This is a genomic window from Bradyrhizobium sp. Kon69 (genome assembly GCF_055807515.1).
Map to the genome: position 1 here is coordinate 59817 of NZ_JBVVOS010000016.1, position 22472 is coordinate 82288.

Here is a 22472-nt window from a genome sequence, read left to right on the forward strand (position 1 = left end):
GCATTAATTCCCGGTAAAATTGTTGCCGATCATGGAGAAGGTCGCTGTTGCGTGCACCGCAAGCGCCCCCTGACCGTCGCGGACGAAGCCCTCGGTGTAGCTGGTCTGGCGTCCCAGCTTGATCACCTTGCCTTCGGCGGCGATCAGCCCGGACCGGACCGAGAGCGGACGCAGGAAGGTCATTTTCAGATCGAGGGTGACGGAGCCCTGCCCGGGCTCCAGCCGGGTCGAGATCGCGCATCCCATGGCGGTGTCGATCAGCGCGGCAGCTGTAGCTCCGTGCAGGAGGCCGATGGTATTCTCGAGATCCTCGCGCGGCTCGAGTTCCATGACGATCCGGCCCGGCTCGACCACGGCCATGACGAAGCCGATCAGCTTGGCAAAGGGTGGCGGCGGCAGCCTTCCGTCGCGGATGCCCAGCATCGCATCCATGCCTGACAGGCCCATCGCCACTTTCGCAACCGGCGCAGGCACCTGCCACTCCACCACACGCTCGCGCCGCTGCGCGGGCGAAAAAAGGTCGAGTTGATCGATGTTGGTCATTGCGGCCTCTTTGTATGATTTACATCATACTATGCTGCGGACTTCACGCTGGCAACTCCTCCCGGCCGCTTGACAAGCAATGCGTTTCGGCCCGGAAGTGTGACCCGACCGGCGTATTCGCGCGTCTACGAAACTCAGAGATCCTCTCATGGAAATGCTCAACCACCACTGCGGCGTGACGCGCGATGCGCGCGGCGTGGTTCACGTCACGATCTGCAACGCCGGCTCGCTGAACATTTTGGGCTCGCCCGTCACCGATGCGGTGCGCGAAGGCTTGCAGCAGCTCTCGTCCGACCGCAGCATCCGGGTTGCGGTGCTGCGCGGCCAGAGCGAGAAGAGCATGATCGGCGGCGCCGACATCAAGGAGATGGCGAGGCTCGGCCAGAAGTCCGCCGAAGCGTTCATCAGCCGCCTGCGCGACCTCTGCGAGGCCGTGCGCGCCTTCCCGGCTCCCATGATCGCGCGCATGCCCGGCTGGTGCCTCGGCGGCGGGCTCGAAGTCGCTGCCGCCTGCGATTTCCGGATCGCAGCCCCTGATGCGCATTTCGGCATGCCGGAGGTGCGCGTCGGCATTCCCTCAGTGATCCATGCCGCGCTGCTGCCGCGTCTGATCGGCTGGGCCCGCGCACGCTGGCTGGTGATGACCGCTGAGAACATCGACGCGCCGACGGCGCTGGCCTGGGGGCTGGTCGACAAGGTCGCGCCGGAGGACGGGCTCGATGCCGAGGTCGAGCACCTTGTGCAGGCGCTGCTCGAATGCGGCCCCGAGGCGCTGCGCTCGCAGAAAGCACTGCTGCGGCAATGGGAGGAACTGCCGCTGACGGAGTCGGTGAATTTGAGCGTGAAGGTGTTCGGCGAGTCGTTCCTGACGGACGAGCCGACGCGGCTGATGGGCGCGTTTGTGAATCGGAAGCGGTAGGGCCATCAGCAACGGTGTCATGCCCCGCGAAGGCGGGGCATCCAGTACTCCGCGCGCCATCGGTTCTATCACAACCGCCTCGGCGTACTGGATCGCCCGCCTGCGCGGGCGATGGCAGCAAGTTATGTGACAACCTCTTCCGTTCGCACGACCAAATCTCATGCGAACCACAAGATTTTCTCATGCCCGACGCAGTTGCATTTTTTGCGCCGCATCATATGATGGTCATAATCTTACATATCTGACATTCTAGGGAGCTCCCCCATGGCCGAAGCCGCCGATCCCGTCGTCATCGTCTCCGCCGTCCGTAGCCCGCTTGGCCGTTTCATGGGCGAGCTGTCGCCGCTTGCCGCACACAAGCTCGGATCGCACGTGATCGGCGCGGCACTGGAGCGTGCCAAGCTTGCGCCGGAGAAGGTCGACGAGGTCTTCATGGGCTGCGTCCTTCCCGCGGGCCAGGGCCAGGCCCCGGCGCGCCAGGCTGCGCGTGCCGCCGGCCTGCCCGATGCCACCGGCGCGACTACTGTCAACAAGGTCTGCGGCTCCGGCATGAAAGCGACCATGCTGGCGCACGACATCATTCGCGCCGGCTCGGCCGAGATCGTCGTCTCCGGCGGCATGGAGAGCATGAGCAACGCGCCGTATCTCCTCGCCAAGGCGCGTGGCGGCTATCGCGCCGGCCACGACCGCATCATCGACCACATGATGATGGACGGGCTCGAAGACGCCTACGAGACCGGCCGATCCATGGGCGATTTCGGCGAGGCCACCGCCGAAGCCTACCAGTTCACCCGCAAGGACCAGGACGCCTTCGCGATGGAAACGTTGAACCGCGCGCGCAAGGCGGTCGAGGGCGGCGCGTTCAAGGCCGAGATCGCGCCGATCACGCTGAGCGAGAAGGCAGGCCTCCGCATCGTTGCCAATGACGAGCATCCGCTCAAGGTCGATCCCGCAAAGATCCCTGGGCTGAAGCCGGCGTTCCGCGCCAATGGCACCATCACGCCGGCGGCCTCCTCCGCCAACGCCGACGGCGCCGCTGCGCTGGTGCTGACGAAGCGCTCACTCGCCGATCGCAGCGGCCTGCCGGCTCTCGCCGTGATCAAGGGCCACGCCACCCACAGCCAGGAGCCGCAATGGTTCACCACGGCGCCGATCCCGGCGATCCGCAAGCTCTTGGACAAAGTTGGCTGGAGTGCCGGCGATGTCGATCTGTTCGAGATCAACGAAGCCTTCGCCGTGGTCGCGATGGCGGCGCAGCGCGATCTCGGCATTCCCCGCGACAAGCTCAATATCAACGGCGGCGCGTGCGCGCTCGGCCATCCCATCGGCGCCACCGGCGCACGGCTGATCGTGACGCTGCTGCATGCGCTCGAGGCGCGTAACCTCAAGCGCGGCGTCGCCGCGCTCTGCATCGGCGGCGGCGAAGCCACAGCGATCGCGGTGGAGCGCCTGACGCACTGACGTTAAAGTCCGTAAATGAGGGAACTCCGTCATTTCCGACAGACGCGTCCCGTGCCATTCTGGAAACTCGCGCAGGTGTTTCAAATCCTGCCCACCAAGATTGAGGCCCAATGATCTCGAGCTGGCTCGCGGCAGCACTCGGCCGCCGCAATATCCACTACGGCTGGGTGATGGTCGGCGTGACCTTCCTCACCGCGCTGATCAGCGCCGGCACGGTCGGCGCGCCCGGCGTGTTCATCGTTCCGCTTCAGAAGGAGTTCGGCTGGAGCACGGCGGAGATCTCGTCGGCGCTGTCGATCCGCTTCATCCTGTTCGGGCTGATGGCGCCGTTCGCGGCTGCCCTGCTCAACCGCTACGGCCTGCGCAACGTCACGCTGACCGCGCAGCTCATCGTCGTCTCGGCGCTGGTGCTGTCGCTCGGCATGACCGAGGTCTGGCAGCTCGTCGCGCTGTGGGGCGTCGTGATCGGGATCGGCACCGGCATGACCGCGCTGGTGCTGGGCGCCACCATCGCGACGCGCTGGTTCGCGGCGCGGCGCGGCCTCGTCATCGGCATCATGACCGCGAGCGTCGCCACCGGCCAGCTCGTGTTCCTGCCGCTGCTGGCAAGCCTCACCGAACGTTTCGGCTGGCGGCTTGCGCTCGGCTTCGTCTGCATCGCGCTTGGTGTTTCCGCCCTCGCGGTCCTGCTCGCGATGCGCGACCGGCCGAGCGATGTCGGCCTGCGCCCGTTCGGCGATGAAGGCACCGCACCCCTGCCCGCGCCGCCCGTGAGCCACGGCTCGATCACCGGCGTTGCGCTCGGCACGCTGCGCGACGCCTCGAAGAGCAGCGCGTTCTGGGTCCTGTTTGCGACGTTCTTCGTCTGCGGCGCATCCACGAATGGCCTCGTGCAGGTACATCTGATTCCGATGTGCCTCGATTTCGGCATTCCGCAGGTGCAGGCCGCGGGCTTGCTGGCTGCGATGGGCATCTTCGACTTCTTCGGCACCATCATGTCGGGCTGGCTGTCGGACCGCTACGACAACCGCTACCTCCTGTTCTGGTACTACGGCTTGCGCGGGCTCTCGCTGATCTTCCTCCCCTTCAGCGATTTCTCGTTCTATGGGCTCTCGATCTTCGCGATGTTCTATGGGCTCGACTGGATCGCAACCGTGCCGCCCACGGTGCGCCTCACCGCACAGAAATTCGGACCCGAGCGCGCCAATCTGGTGTTCGGCTGGATCTTTGCCGGCCACCAGCTCGGCGCAGGCACCGCCGCCTTCGGCGCCGGTTTCTCGCGGACGGTCTATCAGAGCTACCTGCCCGCCTTCTTCATCGCCGGCGCGCTCTGCGTGCTCGCCTCGCTGATCGTGCTGACGCTCTCGCGACAACCGAAGCCGAAGCCGCAAGCTGCGATGGCTTAGTACCTGATCGTGGTGGCGACGCCGAAGACCGCGGCGTCACCGATCCGCGCGACACCGCTCGGATCGTTCGGGTTCGGGATGCCGCCCGATGGACGGAACACGTATTGGAAGTACGGCGCGACCAGCCAGCCCGGCTTGACATGCGCTTCGTAGATCATCTCGATCAGGGTTTCGTTGCTGCGCACCGGGCTCTGGATGCCGGTGAAGAATTGGGTATCAACATCAAGATTGCGCGCGGTGTTCGAGATCCGCATGTAGGCCATCGCCACGCCAAACCGGTCGAGCGGACGGCCAGGCATGAAGCCGACAAAGCCGATGCCGCCGTCGAGATAGAGATCAATCAGATTGCGGTCCGGCGGGCTATAGGCGATGCGGCCGAACGCGGTGACGCCAGGGATCGAGGCCGACGTGCTGTTCTCCCTGACCTCCGGCGGGCGGTAGAGCACCTGCTCGATGACCGCGAAGATTCCATAATTGCCGCGAAGCTTCGCCGGAACGCCGCTCCCGCCGGCATCGGCGATCGACAGCCCCTCCGCCGTCAAGCGCTGGCTGTCGAAGGAGCCATAGTGTTTCCAGGCGCCCGGGGTGACATTGCCGGCGAGCGGACGGCCGCCGATATCGATGTCGTAGTTGAAGCGGACCTGCCCGATCACCCACGGCGGGTCGTTGATGCGGAAGGCGAGACCATGATGGTCGCGAAGCTGCGGATCTGCATCGCCAGGTCCTGACGGATCGCCGTTGAAGACAGCACCGAACGCGGTGATCCGATCCGTCAGCGCGGCCTTGATGCGAATGCCGGGGACCGCGATTGGCGGCGCCGGGCCGCCGGCCGGGAGGTTCGAGGCCTTGATCGCCGGCCAGCCGAACGTGCCATTGATGAAGAGGTCGTCGGTCTGGCTGTCGAAAAACTCGACATCGGCGGCCTGCTGGCCGGCCCTGATGTTCAGCCTGTCATTGAAGAAGCTCTGCTCGAAATAGGCGTTGTAGACTCGCTGGTCCGGCAGCGCCTCGATCTCGCTGATGGTCGCGAGATTCATGACGTAGTTGCGGCTCAGGCCTCGCCCGTAGGTCACGAAGGCATTGGCGTAAAAGCGGCCACCGGTCCAGCCGACCAGCTTGTCGAGATCGGCATCGACCGAAAGATCGAGCCGGCCGAAATGGATCGCGCCGCGCTTAACGCCGCCCGACACATTGCCGATATTGTCGGCGATGTAGGTGGCGCCGAAATTCAGGCCCTTGTTGGCGAGGCCGTCATGCCACTCGTTGAACCATTTCGGAACCAGCCACTCCGCCGCGCTCTCGTCCTTGGCGCCGGCGAGCACGCTGGTGCTCGCCACCGTCAACGCCAGCACAACCGCGGCCGCATGACGCAGCGGAAAATGATGAGCGGTCCCGATCCCGGCTGACACCGACTAGCGTGCCTTACTTGAAGATACCGGTACGCCGCATGAAGAGATAGGCCGCACCGACCGACGAGGCCATCAGGAGAGCCGCCCAGAAAAATCCACTCTCGACCTCGGTGAGAGGCAGGCCTTTGGTGTTCATGCCGAAGATGCCGGTGATCAGCGTCGGCGGCAGCAGCAGCGAGGTCACGATCGAGAGCGTGTGGAGGTGGTTGTTGCTTTCCTCTTCGTTCTTGAAACGCAGCTCCTCCTCGAGCAGGCGGCTGCGTTCGCGCAGCTCAACGATGTCGTGGTCGAGGCCGTCCAGCCGCTGCGCCAGCTTGCCGGCCTGGATACGCAAATCCGGCGACAGGTGGTCGGTGTTCTTCTGGTCGAGGCGATGGAACAGCGTACGCAGGCCGGTGAGCTGGCGATGCAGCCTGACGCAGGTCCGGCGCAGACGGCCGAGATTGCGGCGCATCTCCGGCTTGGCGTCGTCGGCCAGAATCCGCTCCTCGATCCCGTCGATCTCCTGGCCGAGCTTGTCGGCCATCCTATCAAGCGTGTCGGCGACCTCGTCGACGATCTTTTCGAGGAGATGGGCGACATTGTCGACGCGGTAGCCGCCTTCGAGCACCCGGCGTGTCGCGTCCGCCGAGCACAGCGCCTGATGGCGGCCGCTGATCAGGAGCCGCTCGGTCATGGCGAAGCGCAGGAACGCGGTCTCCTCCGTCGCGCTGTCGATGTCGCGGACAAGGTCGGAGAACACGCCGTAGACGCAGTGGTCAATGACGTGAAGCTGCTGGAAGGTGTCGTTGGACAGCAAGAGCTCGCGCGCGAGCGGCGGCAGCTGCGACGCGGCGATCCACGGCCGTGAACGCGTGTCCGTGAGGTTGAAATGCAGCCATAGCCGGCCGTCGTGACTGAACTCGATCGGCTGGTCGATCGGCAGCGCCTCGGCGCTGCCGTCGTTGTGGAGGCGGAACGCCCACACCAGGCCAGGAATGCCAGGCACGGAATCCGATATCGCGCTGACAAGCTTCGCCGGCTCAGCCATGACCATCCCCACCGTCAACGAACGCCCCGCTCCGGAAGATGGCTGACGACATCTTCAGGCCCCGCGCGGGTACTCAATTACGGCATTGTTACAGTTTGATGATGCCGCCCTATTCGGCCGCCAGCCCGGTCGCGGCCACCGCCTCGGCTTCCCTGATGTAGTCGTGCACGACGCGGCCGAACGGCAGCGTCAGGTCGGCGATGTAATGATGCGCGCCGAGGCAGCGGCGGACCGGGAAATCGGCGACGGACGCGTTGACATGCGGCACCAGATGCAGCCGGCCGGGGCCCATCCAGGAGCCCTTCGGCACGATGTCGATGAGGTTGATCGCGACCAGCTGGCAGATCTCGAGGCGGCCGTCGACGCCGGGGATCATCTTCAGATTGATCTGCGTCTTCGACAGTGTCGCCCGGGTCAGATCGCCATTGCCGGCCATGCTCTCGTGCTTGTAGCCCATCGTGCCCATGGCGACGAGCTGGCCGGCATATTCCAGCGTGCCCGTCAGCGTGTCCTTGACGATCTCGAGTTTGGGATGGGCGTATTTCTTGGGGAAGCCCCAGATCTCGCGGCCGGCGGCGATCGGCGGATCGTCGTCCAGATACATCTGCGAGACAAAATTGACCTCCTCGCCGTGCAGGCGCGCGGGGATGACGAGGCCGGATTCGGTGTAGCTGCCGAAGCCGGAAGAGTCCGGCATCCGGATCCACTCGTAATGCACGATCGGCTGGTCGATCGGCTGCAGCGGCTCAGGCAGGCCGGCGCGGATCAGGTCCGGGTCGGTCTCGTAGGTGATGACGAGGAATTCGCGGTTGACGAAGCGATAGGGCCCGGCCGGATAGCTCGGGCCGGCCGCCGGCATCGATGGAAGCCTCAGTAAATCTTCCCTGCGCATCGCCGGTCTCCTCTCGTGGTGCTCATGTGATGCCGACCTGGCGGCGTCAGGCGGCGATGCAGATTGCTAGCTGCCGTCATTGACTGCGATGTGAAGGATTTCCGTCAGCCGCACGACCGCAGCCATTCCCAAGGCGATCATGGCGCATGCAAGCGATGCATCGGCGCCAGAATTGTCATTACGCCGTCACCGCCGGACGCAATCGTTTGGCGAAACAGGGAGCACCGACCATGGACGCCCGCACATATCAGACACATCAGCCTTCTTCACGAGGTTGGCGGCCCGAGCGCTGCGACCGCATCGCGCTGGTACTGCAAGGTGGCGGCGCGCTCGGCGCCTACCAGGCCGGCGTCTACCAGGCGCTGCACGAGGCCGGCATCGAGCCCGACTGGGTCTGCGGCGTCTCGATCGGCGCCATCAACTCCGCCATCATCGCCGGCAACAAGCCGGAGAAGCGGCTTGAGGCGCTGCGCATCTTCTGGGAGCGCATCACCAACCGCAAGATCTGGCACTACACGCCTGACGGAGACATCTTCCGCCAGTGGCGGAATCTCACCAGCGCGTGGATGACGTCGGCGATGGGCCAGCCGAGCTTCTTCAGCCCGCATCAGGTCAATCCCTGGCTCAGCCCGGTCGGCGCCCGGACCGCCACCAGCTATTACGACACGATGCCGCTGAAGGAGAGCCTGCTCGAGCTCGTCGACTTCGACCTCATCAACGAGAAGAAGGTTCGCTTCGCGGTCGGCGCCGTGAACGTGCTCTCCGGCAATTTCATCTATTTCGACAATTCCCATGACGAGATCGAGCCGGAGCACATCATGGCTTCCGGCGCCCTGCCCCCGGCACTGCCGATGGTGCGGATCGGCACCGATCATTTCTGGGACGGCGGCATCGTCTCCAACACGCCGCTCCAGCACCTGCTCGACCAGGAAGACGCGCTCAATTCGCTGGTGTTCCAGGTCGACCTCTTCAGCGCACGCGGCGTGCTGCCGCGCTCGATCCAGGACGTGATGGCCCGCCACAAGGACATCATGTATTCCTCGCGCACCCGCCACAACACCGACGTCTACCGCCGCACCCACAACCTCAAGGTCCTGCTCTACAAGGCCCTGGCAAAGCTCCCCGACGAGCAGCTCTCCGAGGAGGAGCGCAAACTCAAGTCAAACCTGCGCCACATGCCGGAGATCGCGATCCTGCATCTGATCTACCAGCAGAAGGCCTATGAGGGCGACGCCAAGGACCACGAATTCTCGGGCACCTCGATGCGCGAGCACTGGACCTCCGGCTACGAAGACACCAAGCGCACCCTGAAGCGCCGTGACTGGATCAAGATGCCCGACGAAGGCATGGGCCTCGTGGTGCACGACGTGCACCGTGAGACGGAGAGCGCGTAGCTCTATCGACCCCATCGCGATCACCCAATTCCCGTTCCCGGCTTGCAGGCACACTTTCGCATTCTCGCGGCTCATTTTGCCCGAGCTTTGCTCTCGTCTTCGCACCCTCTCGAAAGAAAGGGCGCAGGGAAGGCCGGGCGCCGGCTGGCACCCGTAGTCCCGTGTGCGAGCAAGACGCGCACGGGGTGGACGACAGGTGACGCCGGCAACCGGCCTTCCCTGCGCGAATGGTTTTACGGCTTATGACGCGCTCTCCCCGGGGAGCGATGCACTATTGCCCCCGTCGCCTTGCGGATGGCTGATGTGCTGACCCGGTTGGGCAGAGCATCACCACAAGACTTGACGCACAGACCCCGGGCGTCAGGACCACACGATTTTGCCGTCCGCGCACCTCCCCGCCCCTGTCCTCGATGCCTGGCGTGCGCTCGCCATCGAGACCGAACGAGGAGGCTGTCAGCGCCGTGTCGTACCGCGTGTGCAGCTGCTCACGGGAAACCCCGCCCTGCAGCCTGCCCAGCGCGTCGACGCAGTCGCGGCCACCGCCTCCCGGCCCGCGTCTCGTGACGATCGCGAAACGCCCTTGTAGCAGGCCGGGATGCGCGCAAACTACGCCTTATCCGAACTTCTGTAAATACGAATATTATTCAGTGCGGGGTTGACAAGGTGTTTCGCGCGATGGCGCACCAGGTCTCGTGACGCACCTGTCGGCCCGCGTCTCAAGCGACCGAACCGCCGCGCGGGTTGACGATCGTGTAGCCACGCAATGAACGCGCATGCATTCGCGTCGCGTGTCCGCCCGAGTTGGCGTCGTAGGCCAGCCAGGTATCCCCGCTTAGGTGTTGCTCGAGGACGAACACATGTCCGTGTCGGGCTGCGACCATTCCCGGTGCGGGTGATGTCCGCGGGAAGCGCAGCCAGTTCGACGCAAGATTCAATTCCGGCACGATACGGCCGAACACGCGCAGAGCAGCGCCGCAGCCGCAGAAGGAGGAAGGGCAACCTGCGGGACGACTACCGACGATGCGACCACCCGAGAGGCTCGCCGTCGCGCCGCCGCCTGCGTCGGTCGCTGTCAGTTGCGTCGCGCGATAGGATTGGAGTGACGACCTGGGAGTTAGGAACGACCTGGAAGTCCTCTCACGGCGCGTTTGCGAATACGAGAAGTCGCAGGGCATCGTGACGTTGCATTCGGCTGCTTGATGAATGCGATAGGGCCGCGCTTCGGAAGCGACGAAACTAAAGGCAACGAAGAGACACGCGGAAAGAACCGACTTGAACATTGCAGGGCTCCAAACTGAAGGTCCCTGCCCCTGCAAAGAAACCAACAACAGTTTGGCTGAAATGGTCTCAAATAGCGGCTGAAAGTGGCTGCATTTGCGGGCCGATTTTGGCAATCATCACAGCCCAAGCGTAGCGGCGGAAATGTTTAACTCGCAGAGGACGAATGCGTGTCTTCGCAACCGAGAGGCGACCGCGTTGCATTCGTGCGTCGCATCGTTGTACGCCGCGGCACGATGGCCGAGCGCACAATTGCGGAGGGGCGCCCGCAAGCCATAGCCCCGCCGTTGATTGTCGCGCGAATGGTCAGCCCCGAGTCTTCGCTAAGGCAGATCCTGCGGTTGTCGCAAAGTCCGACTTCGCGGCGCCGAGCGCTGCAGCGAGCTCATCGATATGGTAGGGTTTCGACAGGATCCGGATCCCGGCCGTTTCGGCGTCGTGAACCGCGGCTTCGGCGTATCCGCTCGTCAGCAGGACCGGGATGTCGCTTCGCCTTCGCTGGATCTCGCGCGCGAGTTCGACACCGTTCATGCCGCCCGGCATCATGATATCGGAAAACACCAGATCGACGGAACGGCCGTCCGCTAGGGCACCGAGAGCCGCCGCGGCGCTGGCCGCGCGCGTGACCTGGTAACCGAGCTGCGCAAGCATCTCGCTGACCAGCGCGGCGACCTCGTCGTCGTCTTCGACGAGGAGGATCCTGCCATGATTGGCCTTCTTGGGCCGGGCCCTGTTCAGGTCGATGAGATGCCGTTCACCCGAGGGGACATTCCTGGATCGCGGCAAATACAGCTCGATGCTGGTGCCCTCGTCGACGACCGATTTTATGCGAACCATCCCGCGTGATTGCGTCGCAAATCCGTGCACCTGCGCAAGCCCCAGACCCGAGCCTTTCCCGACATCCTTGGTCGTGAAGAACGGCTCGAAGACCCGCGCAAGGATCTCGGGGCTCATTCCAACGCCCCTGTCGACCACGGACAGACGAACGTAATCGCCCGCGATCTCGTTCTCGTTCAGGCCGGCCAGGTTCTCGCCACGGACAACGATCGTGCCACCGTTCGGCATCGCGTCGCGGGCGTTGACCGCCAGGTTGAGAACGACCAGTTCGAGCTCTCCCGGATCGACCTCCACCGGCCAAAGCCCCTCGGGAAAATCGAACTCGACGTGAACGTCGCCTCTCAGGCTCCGATCGAGCAATTCGCGCATGCCGCCGATCTGCGCCGGGATGTCGACGGCCTCGGGCCGGAGCTTCTGCCGCCGTGAAAAAGCCAGAAGCTGCCTGGTCAGGCCGGCACCACGTTGTGCCGCCTGAACCATTCCTTCCAACAGACGACGCCGCCGATCGGGATCAGTCTGCCGATCGAGCATGTCCAATCCACCGGAGATCACCATCAGCAGATTATTGAAGTCGTGAGCTACTCCGCCGGTCAATTGTCCGATGGCTTCGATCTTCTGGGCCTGACGAAGGGTCTCCTCGACGCGGGCGCGCTCTTCCATTTCGGCCCGCAGATGCTTGTTGGCTTCCTCGAGGGCACGGGTGCGCTCGACCACGAGCTTCTCGAGCTCCTGGGCCGTCCGCTCTCGCGCCTGCAGCAAGGTTCGAATTTCATATTGCCGCCGGCGGGCCCGCATTGCGGATTGAATTGCGCTCGTCAGCGTGATCGGCTGGACCGGGCGCTCGAGCAGCGAAACGTTGCGGAGTGTCTCGACGATGCTGCGACGCCAGGCAACCACCGCGGGCTGCTCGCGGTGGCTGGTGAGAATGACAAAAGGCAGGTCGGACCAGGGCGGCTGTCTCTCGATCCAATGTGCCAGCGGCTGGGTATCCTTGCCGAACAAGCCCTCCTCGGCGAGAAGGACCGCGCCGACGCCCGCCGACATCTCGCTGACCAGCTCAGGCAGACCTCGACAATTGATTGCGACGAGATTCGAATTGCGGAAGAGCTCAACCGATGCCGGTCCATCGCGGCCGATGGGAGCAAACACGAGGACGCAATGATCGCGGTCGGCGCTCATTCCGACAGCCCTTCCGGCATCTCCGTGCCCGAGTATCGTGGATTCCCGGAAAAGATGCCGCTGAATCCGGTCAGCGGCGGACCGACCGTGATGCCGGCATGGCCAAGACGAAACTCGCGGATGGAATTTTCATGATTGCCGCTGCGCTTCTTCACGACCGAGAGAGCGCGCCGCACCGTTCCGCCGACTTCGAAATAGCGCAGCATGAGCACGGCATCACTCAAATAGCTGATATCGAGAGCCGTCTCCATCGGACCGACCAGCCCATGCTGAGCGAGGATCAGGACGGTCAGCACGCCTTTCTGTCCGAGATAGCTCAGGAGCTCGTGCATCTGGAGGATCAGAAACCGCTCATCCGGCATTGCGTTAAGGTAGCCGTTCAGACTGTCGATGATAACAATTCGGGCGTTATCCTGTTCGACGCTGTTGCGCACATTGGCGGCGAATTCGCCGGGGGACATCTCGGCGGGATCGATCTGTTTAAATCGGATCAGCCCCGATTGCAGATGGCCTTCAAGGGGCAGGCCCAGCGTTCGAGCCCGGGCCTCCACCGTGCCGCGACCTTCATCGAAGGCAAAGAACACCGCATGCTCACCGCGATCTGCCGCCGCGATCGCATAGGTCAGCGCGAGGGAAGATTTGCCCACGCCGGCGGCGCCCAAGAGCAATGCACTGGTGCCGCGCTCGAGCCCTCCTCCCAGGAGTTGGTCGAGTTGCGCATTGCCGCTGGGCGTCAACTCACCGATAAACGAGGTGTGATGTTCCGCCGCCACCAGACGGGGAAATATCCGCACCCCTCCCGCTTCGATCGTGAAATCGTGGAAGCCGCCGCGAAATCGAATGCCGCGCATCTTGATCACGCGAAGCCGCCGGCGCTCCGCGCCATAATCAATGGCGAGCTGTTCGAGCATCACGACGCCATGCGCGATCGAATGGAGTTGCAGATCGTCCTGGGAGGACGAGAGATCGTCGAGGAGGATGACCGTGCAGTTGCGGTTGGTGAAAAAGTGCTTCAGCGCCAGAACCTGGCGCCGGTACCGCAGCGGGTTCTGCGCAAGGAGGCGCAGCTCGGACAGGCTGTCCAGCACCACGCGCGCGGGATTGATCCGTTCGACCTCCTTGAATATCAGGCCCGTGGTTTCGCTCAGCTCCATTTCGGCGGGGTGGAAGACGGTGAGCTCGCGCTCCGGATCGAGCGTCGTCTCCGGCGGGACCAGTTCGAAGATGTCGACGCCTTGCAGCGACCAGCCGTGCCGCTGTGCAACCAGCGTCAGCTCACGCTTGGTTTCCGACAAGGAGATATAGAGCACGCGTTCGCCGCAGCGGGCGCCCTCGAGAAGGAATTGCAGAGCCATCGTGGTCTTGCCCGAGCCGGGCCGACCCTCGTAGAGGTACATGCGATTGGGATCGAGCCCGCCGTAGAGGATATCGTCGAGGCCGTCACTGCCGGTCGAAATCCTGGGCAACTCTCCGGGGTCGCTGGTTTGCGCCCGGCTCGATGGATTGATCATTGAACCCCCGTGAAGTTCCATCGCCAAAAGTGCGCTCCGGCCCGAGATGGACGCGCGGTCAGCGGTCCGGCCCCGGCCGTAAGGCGAAATCTGGCAAAGAACGCCCAAGCCGGGTTCCAAGTTCCGCCTTCGGACGCATGTCCGCCAGACCGTCTGCCGCGGAACCGTTCTCGCCCCCCATTCAGCTTTTGCGGTCTGACTGGCGGTCCCAGGCGGTCAGCGTCGACAAGCCAGTTCGCTGCCCCGAAAGCCGCTCCAGCTCACTGCATCATCGCGGCCGAGATCTTCTCCGCCGACATCAGGACTGGAAAATTGGTGTTGGCGCACGGCACCACCGGGAAGATCGAGGCATCGACGACGCGCAGGCCCTGCACGCCTTTGACGCGCCCCTCTGGATCGACCACCGCCATCGGGTCGTCGGCCCGCCCCATGCGGCACGAGCAGGAGGCGTGCCACACGCCGATGGTGGCCTTGCGCACGAAGGCTTCCAGCGCCTCGTCGTCGTTGATGACGTCGTCGAAGGTGAAACCCTCGACCACGAAATTGTCGATCATGTAGTGGCGCAGCGCTGACGGTCCGTCCATCAGGGCCGCGGCGATCTTGGTCAGAATCCGATTCCTGGTGTTGACCACGCCGATCTTGCGCACGCGATCGGTATAAGAGGCCGGAAACGGCTTGTCCGTCACGGCCCGGACGACGTCGCTCATCTGCACGGCCGCCATCTTGCGGAAACCGCTCATCAGGCGATCGAGGTCGCGCCGGTCGGACAACAGGTTAAATTCGACGATCGGCTCGACCGCCGGGTCGCGCGAGGCAAGCTTGACCTGTCCGGTCTCGGAATAGGTCTTGTTGACGAATGTCAGCAGCGATCCGATCTGCTCACCGACAGCGTGCCAGGCTGATTTGCTGAGCAGGACGACGAACATGTCGCCTTTTGGCACGCCTTCGAGCCCGGACGAGTAACGCAGGCCAAGCTGCATGTGGCGCCTGGTGTGCTCGTTCATCCGCGCGCCGCGGCGGACAAAGGACGACAGCGAGATCGAGGGATGATCCATCAGGCGCTGGCCGACGCCCTGCAGCCCCATCAGCACGGGAATGCCCATGTCCTTGAGGTGACCGACCGGGCCGATGCCGGCGCGCAACAGATGCGCCGGCGAATGGATGGCGCCGCTGGAGAGAATGATCTCGCGACCGCGGAATTCCTGCTCCCGCCCGTCGACCACAGCCTTCACGCCGACGCACCGCGTGCCTTCGAACAGCAATTCCCTGACTTGCGTGTTGGTGGAGATCGTGAGGTTGGCGCGCTTGCGCGTGTCGCGATCGAGATAGCCCATGGCAGCCGAGACGCGTTGCTCGGCCTGGTTCGAGTGCGTCACCGGGAAAAACCCGTCGACGAACTCGCCATTCTGGTCCGGCAGGAACGGGTGTCCGGCCTGCTGGAAGGCTTGCGCGAACGCCTGCGAATGTCGCGTCCAGTGCTCCCTGGGGATTCGGCGGACCGGGATCCGGCCGTCCTTGCCGTGGTAGGGACCGTCGAAATCGAGGTCGCGCTCGACCTTCTTGAAGAAGGGTAGCACATCGTTCCAGCTCCACCCCGCAGCGCCGCGCGCGTCCCATTCGTCGTAGTCGGTCGGCGCGCCGCGGTTGGCCATCTGGCCGTTGATCGAGGAGCCGCCGCCAAGCACGCGTGCCTGCTCGTACTTGCGTAAAGGCGGACGCCCTTCGTTCGGATCGTTGTGGCTGACGATCTGGGTCGTGACCTTGAGCTCGGTCCAGTGGAAGCGCGGATCGAAATAGGCCGTCCCCGGATAGCTGTCCCTGATCTCGGCCGGCTCGTCTCCGGGCGGTGTGTCCTGTCCGGCCTCGCAGAGCAGGACCTTGTTGGCGCTCCTCGCGGAGAGCCGGTGGGCCAGCACGGACCCCGCCGAGCCGCCGCCCACGATAATGAAGTCGTACACGATTGGCGCTTCCTCTTGTTCTTGCCCGGGAAGCGTAGCGCGTTATTGTTTTGAGGTCACGTCATCGCTGCCGCGACAAAGTGCGAGCACAGTGCCGAAGGCATCGCCCGGCGGCAGGCATCCGCCGTCCGGTCGCCAGGTGACGAGGTAGCGAACCTAGGAGGCTCTACGGCTTCCTCACGAAGCCCGCGCGCAACCGCTCGGCAAACCAGACTACAAAAATTGCAGCGAACGACAGACCGAAAAATATTGCCGTCCAAAGCAGTGCGTTACTCGCATTTGTCATGACGTCTCTCCCTCGTTCCGAACGAGACGCTTGCAGTCAATGGGACGCGTGGCGTTGCGATAGATCAATTTTGCCCAACTGCAATTGGGCTGAGGTCGGCATCAGCGGCTCGCCGGGACCGCTGAAGCTACGGCCTGATCGAGAAATTCCCGGGCGGCCCTGCCTTTCGCAGCGGCTCCGCCAGCCGCGCAAACTCGCACAGCAGCGACCGCGTCTTCCTGGGATCGATGATCTCCTCGACCCAGAACTTTTCGGCGGAGCGGAACGGCGAGCGCAGCTTGTTGAGGCGGTCCTCGATCTCTTTCAGCTTCTCCGCCTTGTCCTCGGCCGCGTCGATGTCCGCGCGATAGGCGGCTTCGATGCCGCCTTCCAGCGGGAGCGAGCCCCAATAGGCCGACGGCCAGGCATAGCGGATCGAGAAGCGGTCGGCGGGCTGATGCACCACGCCGGCAACGCCGAAGGCGTTGCGCAGGATCACCGTGCACCAGGGCACCGTGGTCTGGTTGACCGCGGCCATGGCGCGAACGCCATGGCGGATGGTGCCCGCCTTCTCCGCATCGAGGCCGATCATGAAGCCGGGGCAGTCCATGAGATAGACGATCGGCAAATGGAAGGTCTCGGCGAAGTCCACCCAGCGCACCACCTTCTGGCAGGCATCCGCCGTCCAGGAGCCGCCATAGTGAAAGCTGTCGCTGGCAAGCACCATCACCGCCCTGCCCTCGAGCCGCGCGAGACCGACAATGATCGGCTTGCCGAAATTCTTGCCGACCTCGAAGAACGAGCCCTTGTCCACGACCTGTTCGACGATCGGCCGTATCTTGTAGACCTGCTTGCGGTTGCGTGGCACCGCGCTCATCAGCGCCTCTTCGGTGCGCTCCGGATTGTCGGTGCAGGGCAAGGTCGGCGGCAGCCCGTCAACCGACGACGGCAGATAGGACAGGAATCGCCGCGCGCAGGCAAAGGCCTCCTCCTCCGTGTCGACGGCATGATCGACCGCACCGGCGCGGGTCTGGATGTCGGCGCCGCCGAGCTCTTCCTTCGAGAGGTCCTGCCCCAGCGCCTTCACCACCGGCGGGCCTGCGACGAACATCGCCGACTTTCGGGTCATGATGGAATAGTGGCTGGCGGCAAGACGCGCGGCACCGAGCCCTGCGACCGAGCCGAGGCCGAGCGCGACCACGGGCACGCGCGACAAATTCTCCGTTGTGAAGCGATACCAGCGTGTGCCGCCGATGCCGCCCGGCAAGTTCGCCGCGCCCTTGGTCTCGATGGTCTTGACCGAGCCGCCGCCGCCCGAGCCTTCGATGATGCGGATGATGGGCAGGCGGAGATCATGCGCCATCTCCTCCGCCATCAGCGGTTTTGCGGAGATGGACGCGTCCGCCGAGCCGCCGCGCACGGTGAAATCGTCGCCGACCACGACGACGGTGCGGCCTTCGACGCGCGCGCGGCCGAACACGCAGTTCGCCGGCGTCAATTTCTGCAACTCGCCGCTGGAATCGTACTCGCCGACGCCGGCGACGGCGCCGATCTCGTGAAAGCTGCCTTTGTCGGTCAGTCTGTCGATACGTTCCCGAACAGTCAGTCGGCCCTGGTCATGCTGACGCTTGACCTTGTCAACGCCGCCCATCTCCCGCGCGAAGGCTTCGCGCCGGGCGAGCTCGTCGAGTTCCGACTTCCAGTTCATTCACTCCCTCCGAATTGATCGGCTTGTTGTTGTTGTGCACGGCCATGGCGACTGGTTTGCGCGGGATGCGGGCGTTGAATACGTCGCCCTCGGCGCCGTCCATCAGGCTGCCGAGCGAGCGGCCGAGCGCGACCATCAACGGGGCGACTTCGGCATGCAGACGCTGCTCGTCATACATCGACGACAGAAGACCGATCGTGATCACCACAAACGTCTGATACTGCGGCGACCAGATCGGCACCGCGAGCCCGTTGATGTGCGGGCTCCACAGACCGCACGCCACGACATAGCCGCGCTCATGCAGCGACTGCCGGTTGGCCTCGATGCGCGGCCGCAAGATTTTCGCGGCCTCGGGAGCTTCCCGCTCCATGTCCGCGATGAAGGCATCGCCGACCTCGGGCGCCAATGCCGCGGTGTAGGCTGCGCCCGCAGCAGTCGAGGCCATCGAGATGCGGCTGCCGGTGCCCTCGTGCAGGCCGAGTGCCGAGGCCGAGCGCGCAAACTGGAGATAGACCAGATGGAAGCGATCGGGGACCACGAAGCCGACCGTGCCGGGCAGTTGCTCGGCGACTTCCTGGAGCCGCTGGCGAATCATGCTGCGCAGCTGCGCGCCCTTCATCATCGAGGCGCTCATCGCCACCGCGCTCGGGCCGATGCGATATTTCTGATCGCGCGGCAGATAGACCAGCTGACCCATTCGCGTCAGCGTGTGCGTGAGCCGCGACACGGTCGAGCGCGGCAGGCCGCAGCGGTTTGAAATTTCGAGATTGCCGAGCCTGCTATCGTGGCCCTCGAAGCATCGCAACACGTCGAACGCGCGCGACACCACTTGGATGACATCACCCTCGCCGGCATCGCCGGCGAGCGCACCTTGTCTACTCAACCGCTCTGAACGTCGTCCCATGATCCCTACCGCTTGTTCCGCTGTGCGGAATTAAATTCCGCTTGCAGAAGAAACTACCTCAGGCATTTTGCGACCACAAGAAGAAGGCGATGGCATGCCAGAGATTAAGATCGTCACGGAGATCGCGGGTCGCATCTGCTCAACTCCCGTGCAAGTTGGAGGAACCGTTGCGGATGGTGATGAGATTGTGGTGGTCGAAGCGATGAAGATGGAGATACCTGTGCTTTCTCCTGCGAGCGGCGAGATCACATCGCTTCTGGTCAAGCTCGACGATGTCGTTGCCGAGGGACAGGCGATCGCGATCGTCGCGAACTGACTGCATTCTCCGTCGTTTCCGCGACATTCTGTCAGCCTCATTGCTGCGTTCGCGGTACGGCGTTGCCATCGCCTGATCGCGATGACATGATCGGAATCAAACAAAACCTGTTTCAAACAAAGAAAGAAAATCGTCGCGGCAAACGCGAGGATCATTGGAGGGAAACATGCGTCGTGGGCTGGTCATGCTCGCGCCTGCCTTAGTGGCAGGCCTTTCTTTTGCGTCTACACGCTATGCAGCCGCTGAAGACATCAAGCTGCCGGCGACATTGACGTTCACCGCCTATGACACCGGCACCGCCGGCTTCAACATCGCGGTCGGCGTCGGCAAGATGATGAAGGACAAATACTCGACCGATGTGCGCGTGCTGCCCGCAGGCAACGACGTCGCGCGTCTGGCGCCGCTGCGCGCCAAGCGCGCGGTCTCCGCGGCGATGGGATCGGGGACCTATTTCGCACAAGAAGGCGTGTTCGAATTCGGCTCCAGGGAATGGGGCCCGCAACCGCTTCAGATTATGCTCTCATCCGTCGACTGCAATTGCGGCACGCTCGGCGTGGCTGCGGATACAGGCGTGAAGGAGCTGAAGGATCTCAAAGGCAAGCGCGTCGGATTCGTCGTCGGCTCGCCGGCGCTGAACCAGAACTCGCTCGCGGTGCTCGCCTTTGCCGGCCTGACGCAGAAGGACGTCAAGGTCGTCGAGTTCGCAAGCTACGGCGCGATGTGGAAGGGCCTGATCAACAACGACACCGACGCGGCCTTCGGCACCACCATCACCGGCCCCGCCAAGGAAGCCGAGACCTCGCCGCGCGGCCTGATCTGGCCGCCGCTACCCGCCAAGGACAAGGAAGGCTGGGCGCGGATGCAGAAGGTCGGCTCGTTCTTTTTCCCGCAGACCGCGACCTGCGGCGCCGGCATCTCGCCGGACAAGCCGATCGAGCTCGGCAACTACCCCTACCCGATCTTCGTCGCCTACGCCTCGCAAGCCCCCGACCAGGTCTATGCGATCACCAAGGCGATGATCGTGAACTACGATTCCTACAAGGACTCCGCGCCCGGCGCCGGCGGGCTTGCTGCCGATCGCCAGACCAAGAACTGGGTGGTGCCAGTGCATCCCGGCGCGGTGAAGGCGCTGAAGGAAGCCGGGCAATGGAGCGACGCGCAGGACGCGCACAACAACAGACTGATCAAGCGCCAGGAGGTGCTTGGCGCAGCGTGGACCGACTACGGAAAATCCAACCCGCCTGCGGATGACAAGGCGTTCCTCGATGGCTGGATGAAGGCGCGTGCCGCGGCGCTTGCGAAGGCCGACATGCCGAACGGCTTCGAGGACTAGTTCTCAGCGTCAATTGTCCACGCGCGGGGTCGATCATGTCGTCTGCTTCAGTCTCCACCGCCGCGCAGGACGAGGCCAAGCGGATTGTGTTCGACGATCCGCATGGCGCCGCCGGCAACATGCAGGAAGCGGAGGTCACGCGCGTCCGAAGCTTGCGCGGTGCCTGGCGCTGGATGCTCGTCGTCGCGACCGCCGCGACCATCCTGCTCTGCATCAACCAGCAATTCTCGCTGCGCTTCTTCATCGGCTACACCCAGCTCAACACCGAGTACTTCTATCTCCTGATCGCCCTGATGCTGCCGTTCACGTTCCTGATCTTCCCGGGGACCCCGCGCGCGCCGCTTGACCGCATTCCCTGGTATGACCTTCTCTGCTTTGTCGTGACTTTTGCCGCGGCGCTCGTGTTGATGTCGAACGTGCGCAAGGCTGCGGAGGCCGGCTGGGAATTCGGCGGCGCGCCGAACAGCGTGACAGCCGCGGGTCTCGTGATGTGGGTGATGCTGATGGAGGCGCTGCGCCGGACCGGCGGCTGGAGCCTGCTCCTGAGCGTACTCCCCTTCACCGTCTATCCGCTGTTCGCGGAATCCGGTTGGCTCGGCCCGTTCCGCGGCACGCAGTCGACGCTGGAGCAGGCGACCGCCTATCACGTGCTGTCGGGCGAAAGCCTGCTCGGCATTCCCATCCAGGCGTTTGCCGACACCGTGATCGGCTTCCTGGTATTCGGCACCGCGCTGATGATGACCGGCGCCGGAAAGTTCTTCATCAATCTCGCCTTCGCGCTGTGCGGTACCTTCCGCGGCGGCGCGGCGAAGGTCTGCATCTTCGCCAGCGGCCTGCTCGGCATGATGTCGGGCTCGATCATCTCCAACGTGCTGACCGCCGGCACCATGACCATTCCGGTGATGAAGAAGAGCGGCTTTCGCGCCTCCTATGCCGGCGCGATCGAGGCTTGTGCCTCGACCGGCGCGGTGTTGGCGCCGCCGGTGATGGGCGCGACCGCCTTCGTAATCGCACAATTCCTCAATGTCAGCTACGCCGATGTCGCGATCGCCGCCATCATTCCGGCCGCGCTCTATTACATCGGCCTATTCATGCAGGTCGATTCCTATGCCGCACGACACGGGCTGAAGGGCATTCCGCGCGCGGAGCTGCCGCGGGTCATGGATACGATCCGGGACGGCTGGTACTACGTCTTCGTGATCGCGCTGCTGATCGTCATGCTGCTCTACTTCAAGCGCGAGAGCCATGCGCCGTTCTACGCCACCGCCCTGCTTCTGGTCCTCAACCAGCTGTTCGCAAAGGACACGCGCTGGACCGTCGCGACCATCGGCAAATTCCTCGAGGTCAACGGCCGCACCTTCGTCGAGCTGGTCGGCATCCTCGCCGGCTGCGGCCTGCTGATCGGCGCCTTCTCGATGACAGGCGTGGTGTCGAGCCTCGCCAACGATTTGCTGCGCATCGCCGGTGACAATCCGTTCCTGCTGCTCGGCATGTGCGCCCTCACCAGCCTGATCCTCGGGCTCGGGCTGACCACGACGGCCTGCTACATCTTCCTCGCCATCCTGGTCGCGCCGGCGCTGGAAAAGCTCGGGCTGAACAGGATGGCCGTGCACATGTTCATCTTCTACTGGGGCATGCTGTCGTCGATCACCCCGCCGGTGGCCATCGCCTCGTTCGCAGCGGCAGGTATTGCCGGCTCGCCGGCGATGAAGACGGGCTGGGAATCGATGTGGGTCGGCAGCATCATCTATTTCATCCCGTTCTTCTTCGTGCTCAATCCCGCGCTGGTGCTGCAGGGGCCGAGCCCCTATTTCGCCGGCCTCGGCCTGATGGCGCTCGCGGCGTTCGGCACGCTGTTCATCTGCGGCGGCATCCAGGGCTACCAGCCCTTCGTCGGTGATCTCCGCGGCGCCGGTGCGCTGGAATGGCCGATCCGCGTGCTGCTGGTGATCGGCGGGTTCGTGGTGGCCACCCCCGGCGGCGGCATCATGCCGCTGTCGCAGATGCAGGTGACGCTGCTCGGCCTCGCCATCCTCGTGCCCACGGTTTTGCTCGCCCTGCTGCTGGTCCGGCGGCAAGCCATGGTGCCGAACGGGTTGCGCGTGCCCTGATTGCGTTGCACAAAGAGA

At 64.2% G+C, this 22472-nt stretch carries 17 protein-coding genes; 7 read left to right on the top strand and 10 right to left on the bottom strand.

The features are described from left to right. Positions 1-3 precede the first annotated feature (3 nt). Complete coding sequence (locus tag AC0L3U_RS21545; protein ID WP_473363114.1) at positions 4-543, bottom strand: PaaI family thioesterase; 540 nt, start codon at positions 541-543, stop codon at positions 4-6. Between the two features lie 148 nt (positions 544-691). On the opposite strand from AC0L3U_RS21545, the gene AC0L3U_RS21550 reads away from it, so the two are divergent. The 3 genes from AC0L3U_RS21550 to AC0L3U_RS21560 all read left to right on the top strand — a co-directional run bounded on the left by AC0L3U_RS21550 (position 692) and on the right by AC0L3U_RS21560 (position 4329). Then, entirely contained in the window at positions 692-1462 is a 771-nt protein-coding gene (locus AC0L3U_RS21550) for an enoyl-CoA hydratase (protein WP_473363115.1), read from the top strand. Between the two features lie 264 nt (positions 1463-1726). Continuing rightward, positions 1727-2923: an acetyl-CoA C-acyltransferase gene (locus AC0L3U_RS21555; RefSeq protein ID WP_473363116.1), complete on the top strand. Its 1197-nt coding sequence runs from the start codon at positions 1727-1729 to the stop codon at positions 2921-2923. Positions 2924-3033: 110 nt separating this feature from the next. Next, positions 3034-4329 (top strand): MFS transporter, encoded by a 1296-nt coding sequence (locus AC0L3U_RS21560; protein WP_473363117.1) that lies wholly within the window; start codon positions 3034-3036, stop codon positions 4327-4329. Here AC0L3U_RS21560 and AC0L3U_RS21565 read toward each other — a convergent pair. The 3 genes from AC0L3U_RS21565 to AC0L3U_RS21575 all read right to left on the bottom strand — a co-directional run bounded on the left by AC0L3U_RS21565 (position 4326) and on the right by AC0L3U_RS21575 (position 7660). Then, positions 4326-5738, bottom strand: a complete 1413-nt coding sequence (locus AC0L3U_RS21565) for a carbohydrate porin (RefSeq protein ID WP_473363118.1) — start codon at positions 5736-5738, stop codon at positions 4326-4328. The two genes, AC0L3U_RS21560 and AC0L3U_RS21565, sit on opposite strands and share 4 nt — an antisense overlap. Before the next feature lie 13 nt (positions 5739-5751). Beyond that, entirely contained in the window at positions 5752-6768 is a 1017-nt protein-coding gene (locus tag AC0L3U_RS21570; RefSeq protein ID WP_473363119.1) for a transporter, read from the bottom strand. Positions 6769-6877: 109 nt separating this feature from the next. Further along, on the bottom strand, positions 6878-7660 hold the full coding sequence (locus AC0L3U_RS21575) for an acetoacetate decarboxylase (protein ID WP_473363120.1): 783 nt from the start codon (positions 7658-7660) through the stop codon (positions 6878-6880). A gap of 230 nt (positions 7661-7890) precedes the next feature. Here AC0L3U_RS21575 and AC0L3U_RS21580 point away from each other — a divergent pair, with 230 nt between their 5' ends. Further along, positions 7891-9054, top strand: a complete 1164-nt coding sequence (locus tag AC0L3U_RS21580; RefSeq protein ID WP_473363121.1) for a patatin-like phospholipase family protein — start codon at positions 7891-7893, stop codon at positions 9052-9054. A 716-nt stretch (positions 9055-9770) separates the two neighbouring features. Here AC0L3U_RS21580 and AC0L3U_RS21585 read toward each other — a convergent pair. From AC0L3U_RS21585 to AC0L3U_RS21610, 6 genes are all read right to left on the bottom strand, one after another. Then, positions 9771-10334 carry a hypothetical protein gene (locus AC0L3U_RS21585; RefSeq protein WP_473363122.1) on the bottom strand — a complete coding sequence of 188 codons (564 nt, stop codon included), beginning with the start codon at positions 10332-10334 and terminating at the stop codon, positions 9771-9773. A 304-nt stretch (positions 10335-10638) separates the two neighbouring features. Then, positions 10639-12348 carry a response regulator gene (locus AC0L3U_RS21590; RefSeq protein WP_473363123.1) on the bottom strand — a complete coding sequence of 570 codons (1710 nt, stop codon included), beginning with the start codon at positions 12346-12348 and terminating at the stop codon, positions 10639-10641. Then, positions 12345-13859 (bottom strand): ATPase domain-containing protein, encoded by a 1515-nt coding sequence (locus tag AC0L3U_RS21595; RefSeq protein ID WP_473363124.1) that lies wholly within the window; start codon positions 13857-13859, stop codon positions 12345-12347. The genes AC0L3U_RS21590 and AC0L3U_RS21595 overlap by 4 nt, the downstream gene beginning before the upstream one ends. Positions 13860-14119: 260 nt before the next feature. Beyond that, the gene (locus AC0L3U_RS21600; RefSeq protein WP_473363125.1) at positions 14120-15817 is read right to left on the bottom strand and encodes a GMC family oxidoreductase; all 1698 of its coding nucleotides are present in this window, start codon (positions 15815-15817) and stop codon (positions 14120-14122) included. A gap of 413 nt (positions 15818-16230) precedes the next feature. Then, a complete protein-coding gene (locus AC0L3U_RS21605; protein ID WP_473346509.1) occupies positions 16231-17790 on the bottom strand; it encodes an acyl-CoA carboxylase subunit beta in 1560 nt (519 codons plus the stop codon). Further along, positions 17720-18694, bottom strand: a complete 975-nt coding sequence (locus AC0L3U_RS21610; protein WP_247286556.1) for an IclR family transcriptional regulator — start codon at positions 18692-18694, stop codon at positions 17720-17722. The genes AC0L3U_RS21605 and AC0L3U_RS21610 overlap by 71 nt, the downstream gene beginning before the upstream one ends. A 94-nt stretch (positions 18695-18788) precedes the next feature. Here AC0L3U_RS21610 and AC0L3U_RS21615 point away from each other — a divergent pair, with 94 nt between their 5' ends. The 3 genes from AC0L3U_RS21615 to AC0L3U_RS21625 all read left to right on the top strand — a co-directional run bounded on the left by AC0L3U_RS21615 (position 18789) and on the right by AC0L3U_RS21625 (position 22454). Then, a complete protein-coding gene (locus AC0L3U_RS21615; RefSeq protein ID WP_247408262.1) occupies positions 18789-19010 on the top strand; it encodes an acyl-CoA carboxylase biotin carboxyl carrier protein subunit in 222 nt (73 codons plus the stop codon). Positions 19011-19176: 166 nt separating this feature from the next. Beyond that, a complete protein-coding gene (locus tag AC0L3U_RS21620) occupies positions 19177-20343 on the top strand; it encodes a TAXI family TRAP transporter solute-binding subunit (protein WP_473363126.1) in 1167 nt (388 codons plus the stop codon). Positions 20344-20378: 35 nt separating this feature from the next. Further along, complete coding sequence (locus AC0L3U_RS21625) at positions 20379-22454, top strand: TRAP transporter permease (protein ID WP_473363127.1); 2076 nt, start codon at positions 20379-20381, stop codon at positions 22452-22454. Positions 22455-22472: the final 18 nt, after the last annotated feature.

Excerpts from the sequence above, each read along its gene's own strand:
- AC0L3U_RS21545 (WP_473363114.1), bottom strand. The coding sequence starts at position 543 with ATGACCAACATCGATCAACTCGACCTTTTTTCGCCCGCGCAGCGGCGC.
- AC0L3U_RS21550 (WP_473363115.1), top strand. The coding sequence starts at position 692 with ATGGAAATGCTCAACCACCACTGCGGCGTGACGCGCGATGCGCGCGGC.
- AC0L3U_RS21555 (WP_473363116.1), top strand. The coding sequence starts at position 1,727 with ATGGCCGAAGCCGCCGATCCCGTCGTCATCGTCTCCGCCGTCCGTAGC.
- AC0L3U_RS21560 (WP_473363117.1), top strand. The coding sequence starts at position 3,034 with ATGATCTCGAGCTGGCTCGCGGCAGCACTCGGCCGCCGCAATATCCAC.
- AC0L3U_RS21570 (WP_473363119.1), bottom strand. The coding sequence starts at position 6,768 with ATGGCTGAGCCGGCGAAGCTTGTCAGCGCGATATCGGATTCCGTGCCT.
- AC0L3U_RS21575 (WP_473363120.1), bottom strand. The coding sequence starts at position 7,660 with ATGCGCAGGGAAGATTTACTGAGGCTTCCATCGATGCCGGCGGCCGGC.
- AC0L3U_RS21580 (WP_473363121.1), top strand. The coding sequence starts at position 7,891 with ATGGACGCCCGCACATATCAGACACATCAGCCTTCTTCACGAGGTTGG.
- AC0L3U_RS21585 (WP_473363122.1), bottom strand. The coding sequence starts at position 10,334 with ATGTTCAAGTCGGTTCTTTCCGCGTGTCTCTTCGTTGCCTTTAGTTTC.
- AC0L3U_RS21590 (WP_473363123.1), bottom strand. The coding sequence starts at position 12,348 with ATGAGCGCCGACCGCGATCATTGCGTCCTCGTGTTTGCTCCCATCGGC.
- AC0L3U_RS21595 (WP_473363124.1), bottom strand. The coding sequence starts at position 13,859 with ATGATCAATCCATCGAGCCGGGCGCAAACCAGCGACCCCGGAGAGTTG.
- AC0L3U_RS21605 (WP_473346509.1), bottom strand. The coding sequence starts at position 17,790 with ATGAACTGGAAGTCGGAACTCGACGAGCTCGCCCGGCGCGAAGCCTTC.
- AC0L3U_RS21610 (WP_247286556.1), bottom strand. The coding sequence starts at position 18,694 with ATGGGACGACGTTCAGAGCGGTTGAGTAGACAAGGTGCGCTCGCCGGC.
- AC0L3U_RS21615 (WP_247408262.1), top strand. The coding sequence starts at position 18,789 with ATGCCAGAGATTAAGATCGTCACGGAGATCGCGGGTCGCATCTGCTCA.
- AC0L3U_RS21620 (WP_473363126.1), top strand. The coding sequence starts at position 19,177 with ATGCGTCGTGGGCTGGTCATGCTCGCGCCTGCCTTAGTGGCAGGCCTT.
- AC0L3U_RS21625 (WP_473363127.1), top strand. The coding sequence starts at position 20,379 with ATGTCGTCTGCTTCAGTCTCCACCGCCGCGCAGGACGAGGCCAAGCGG.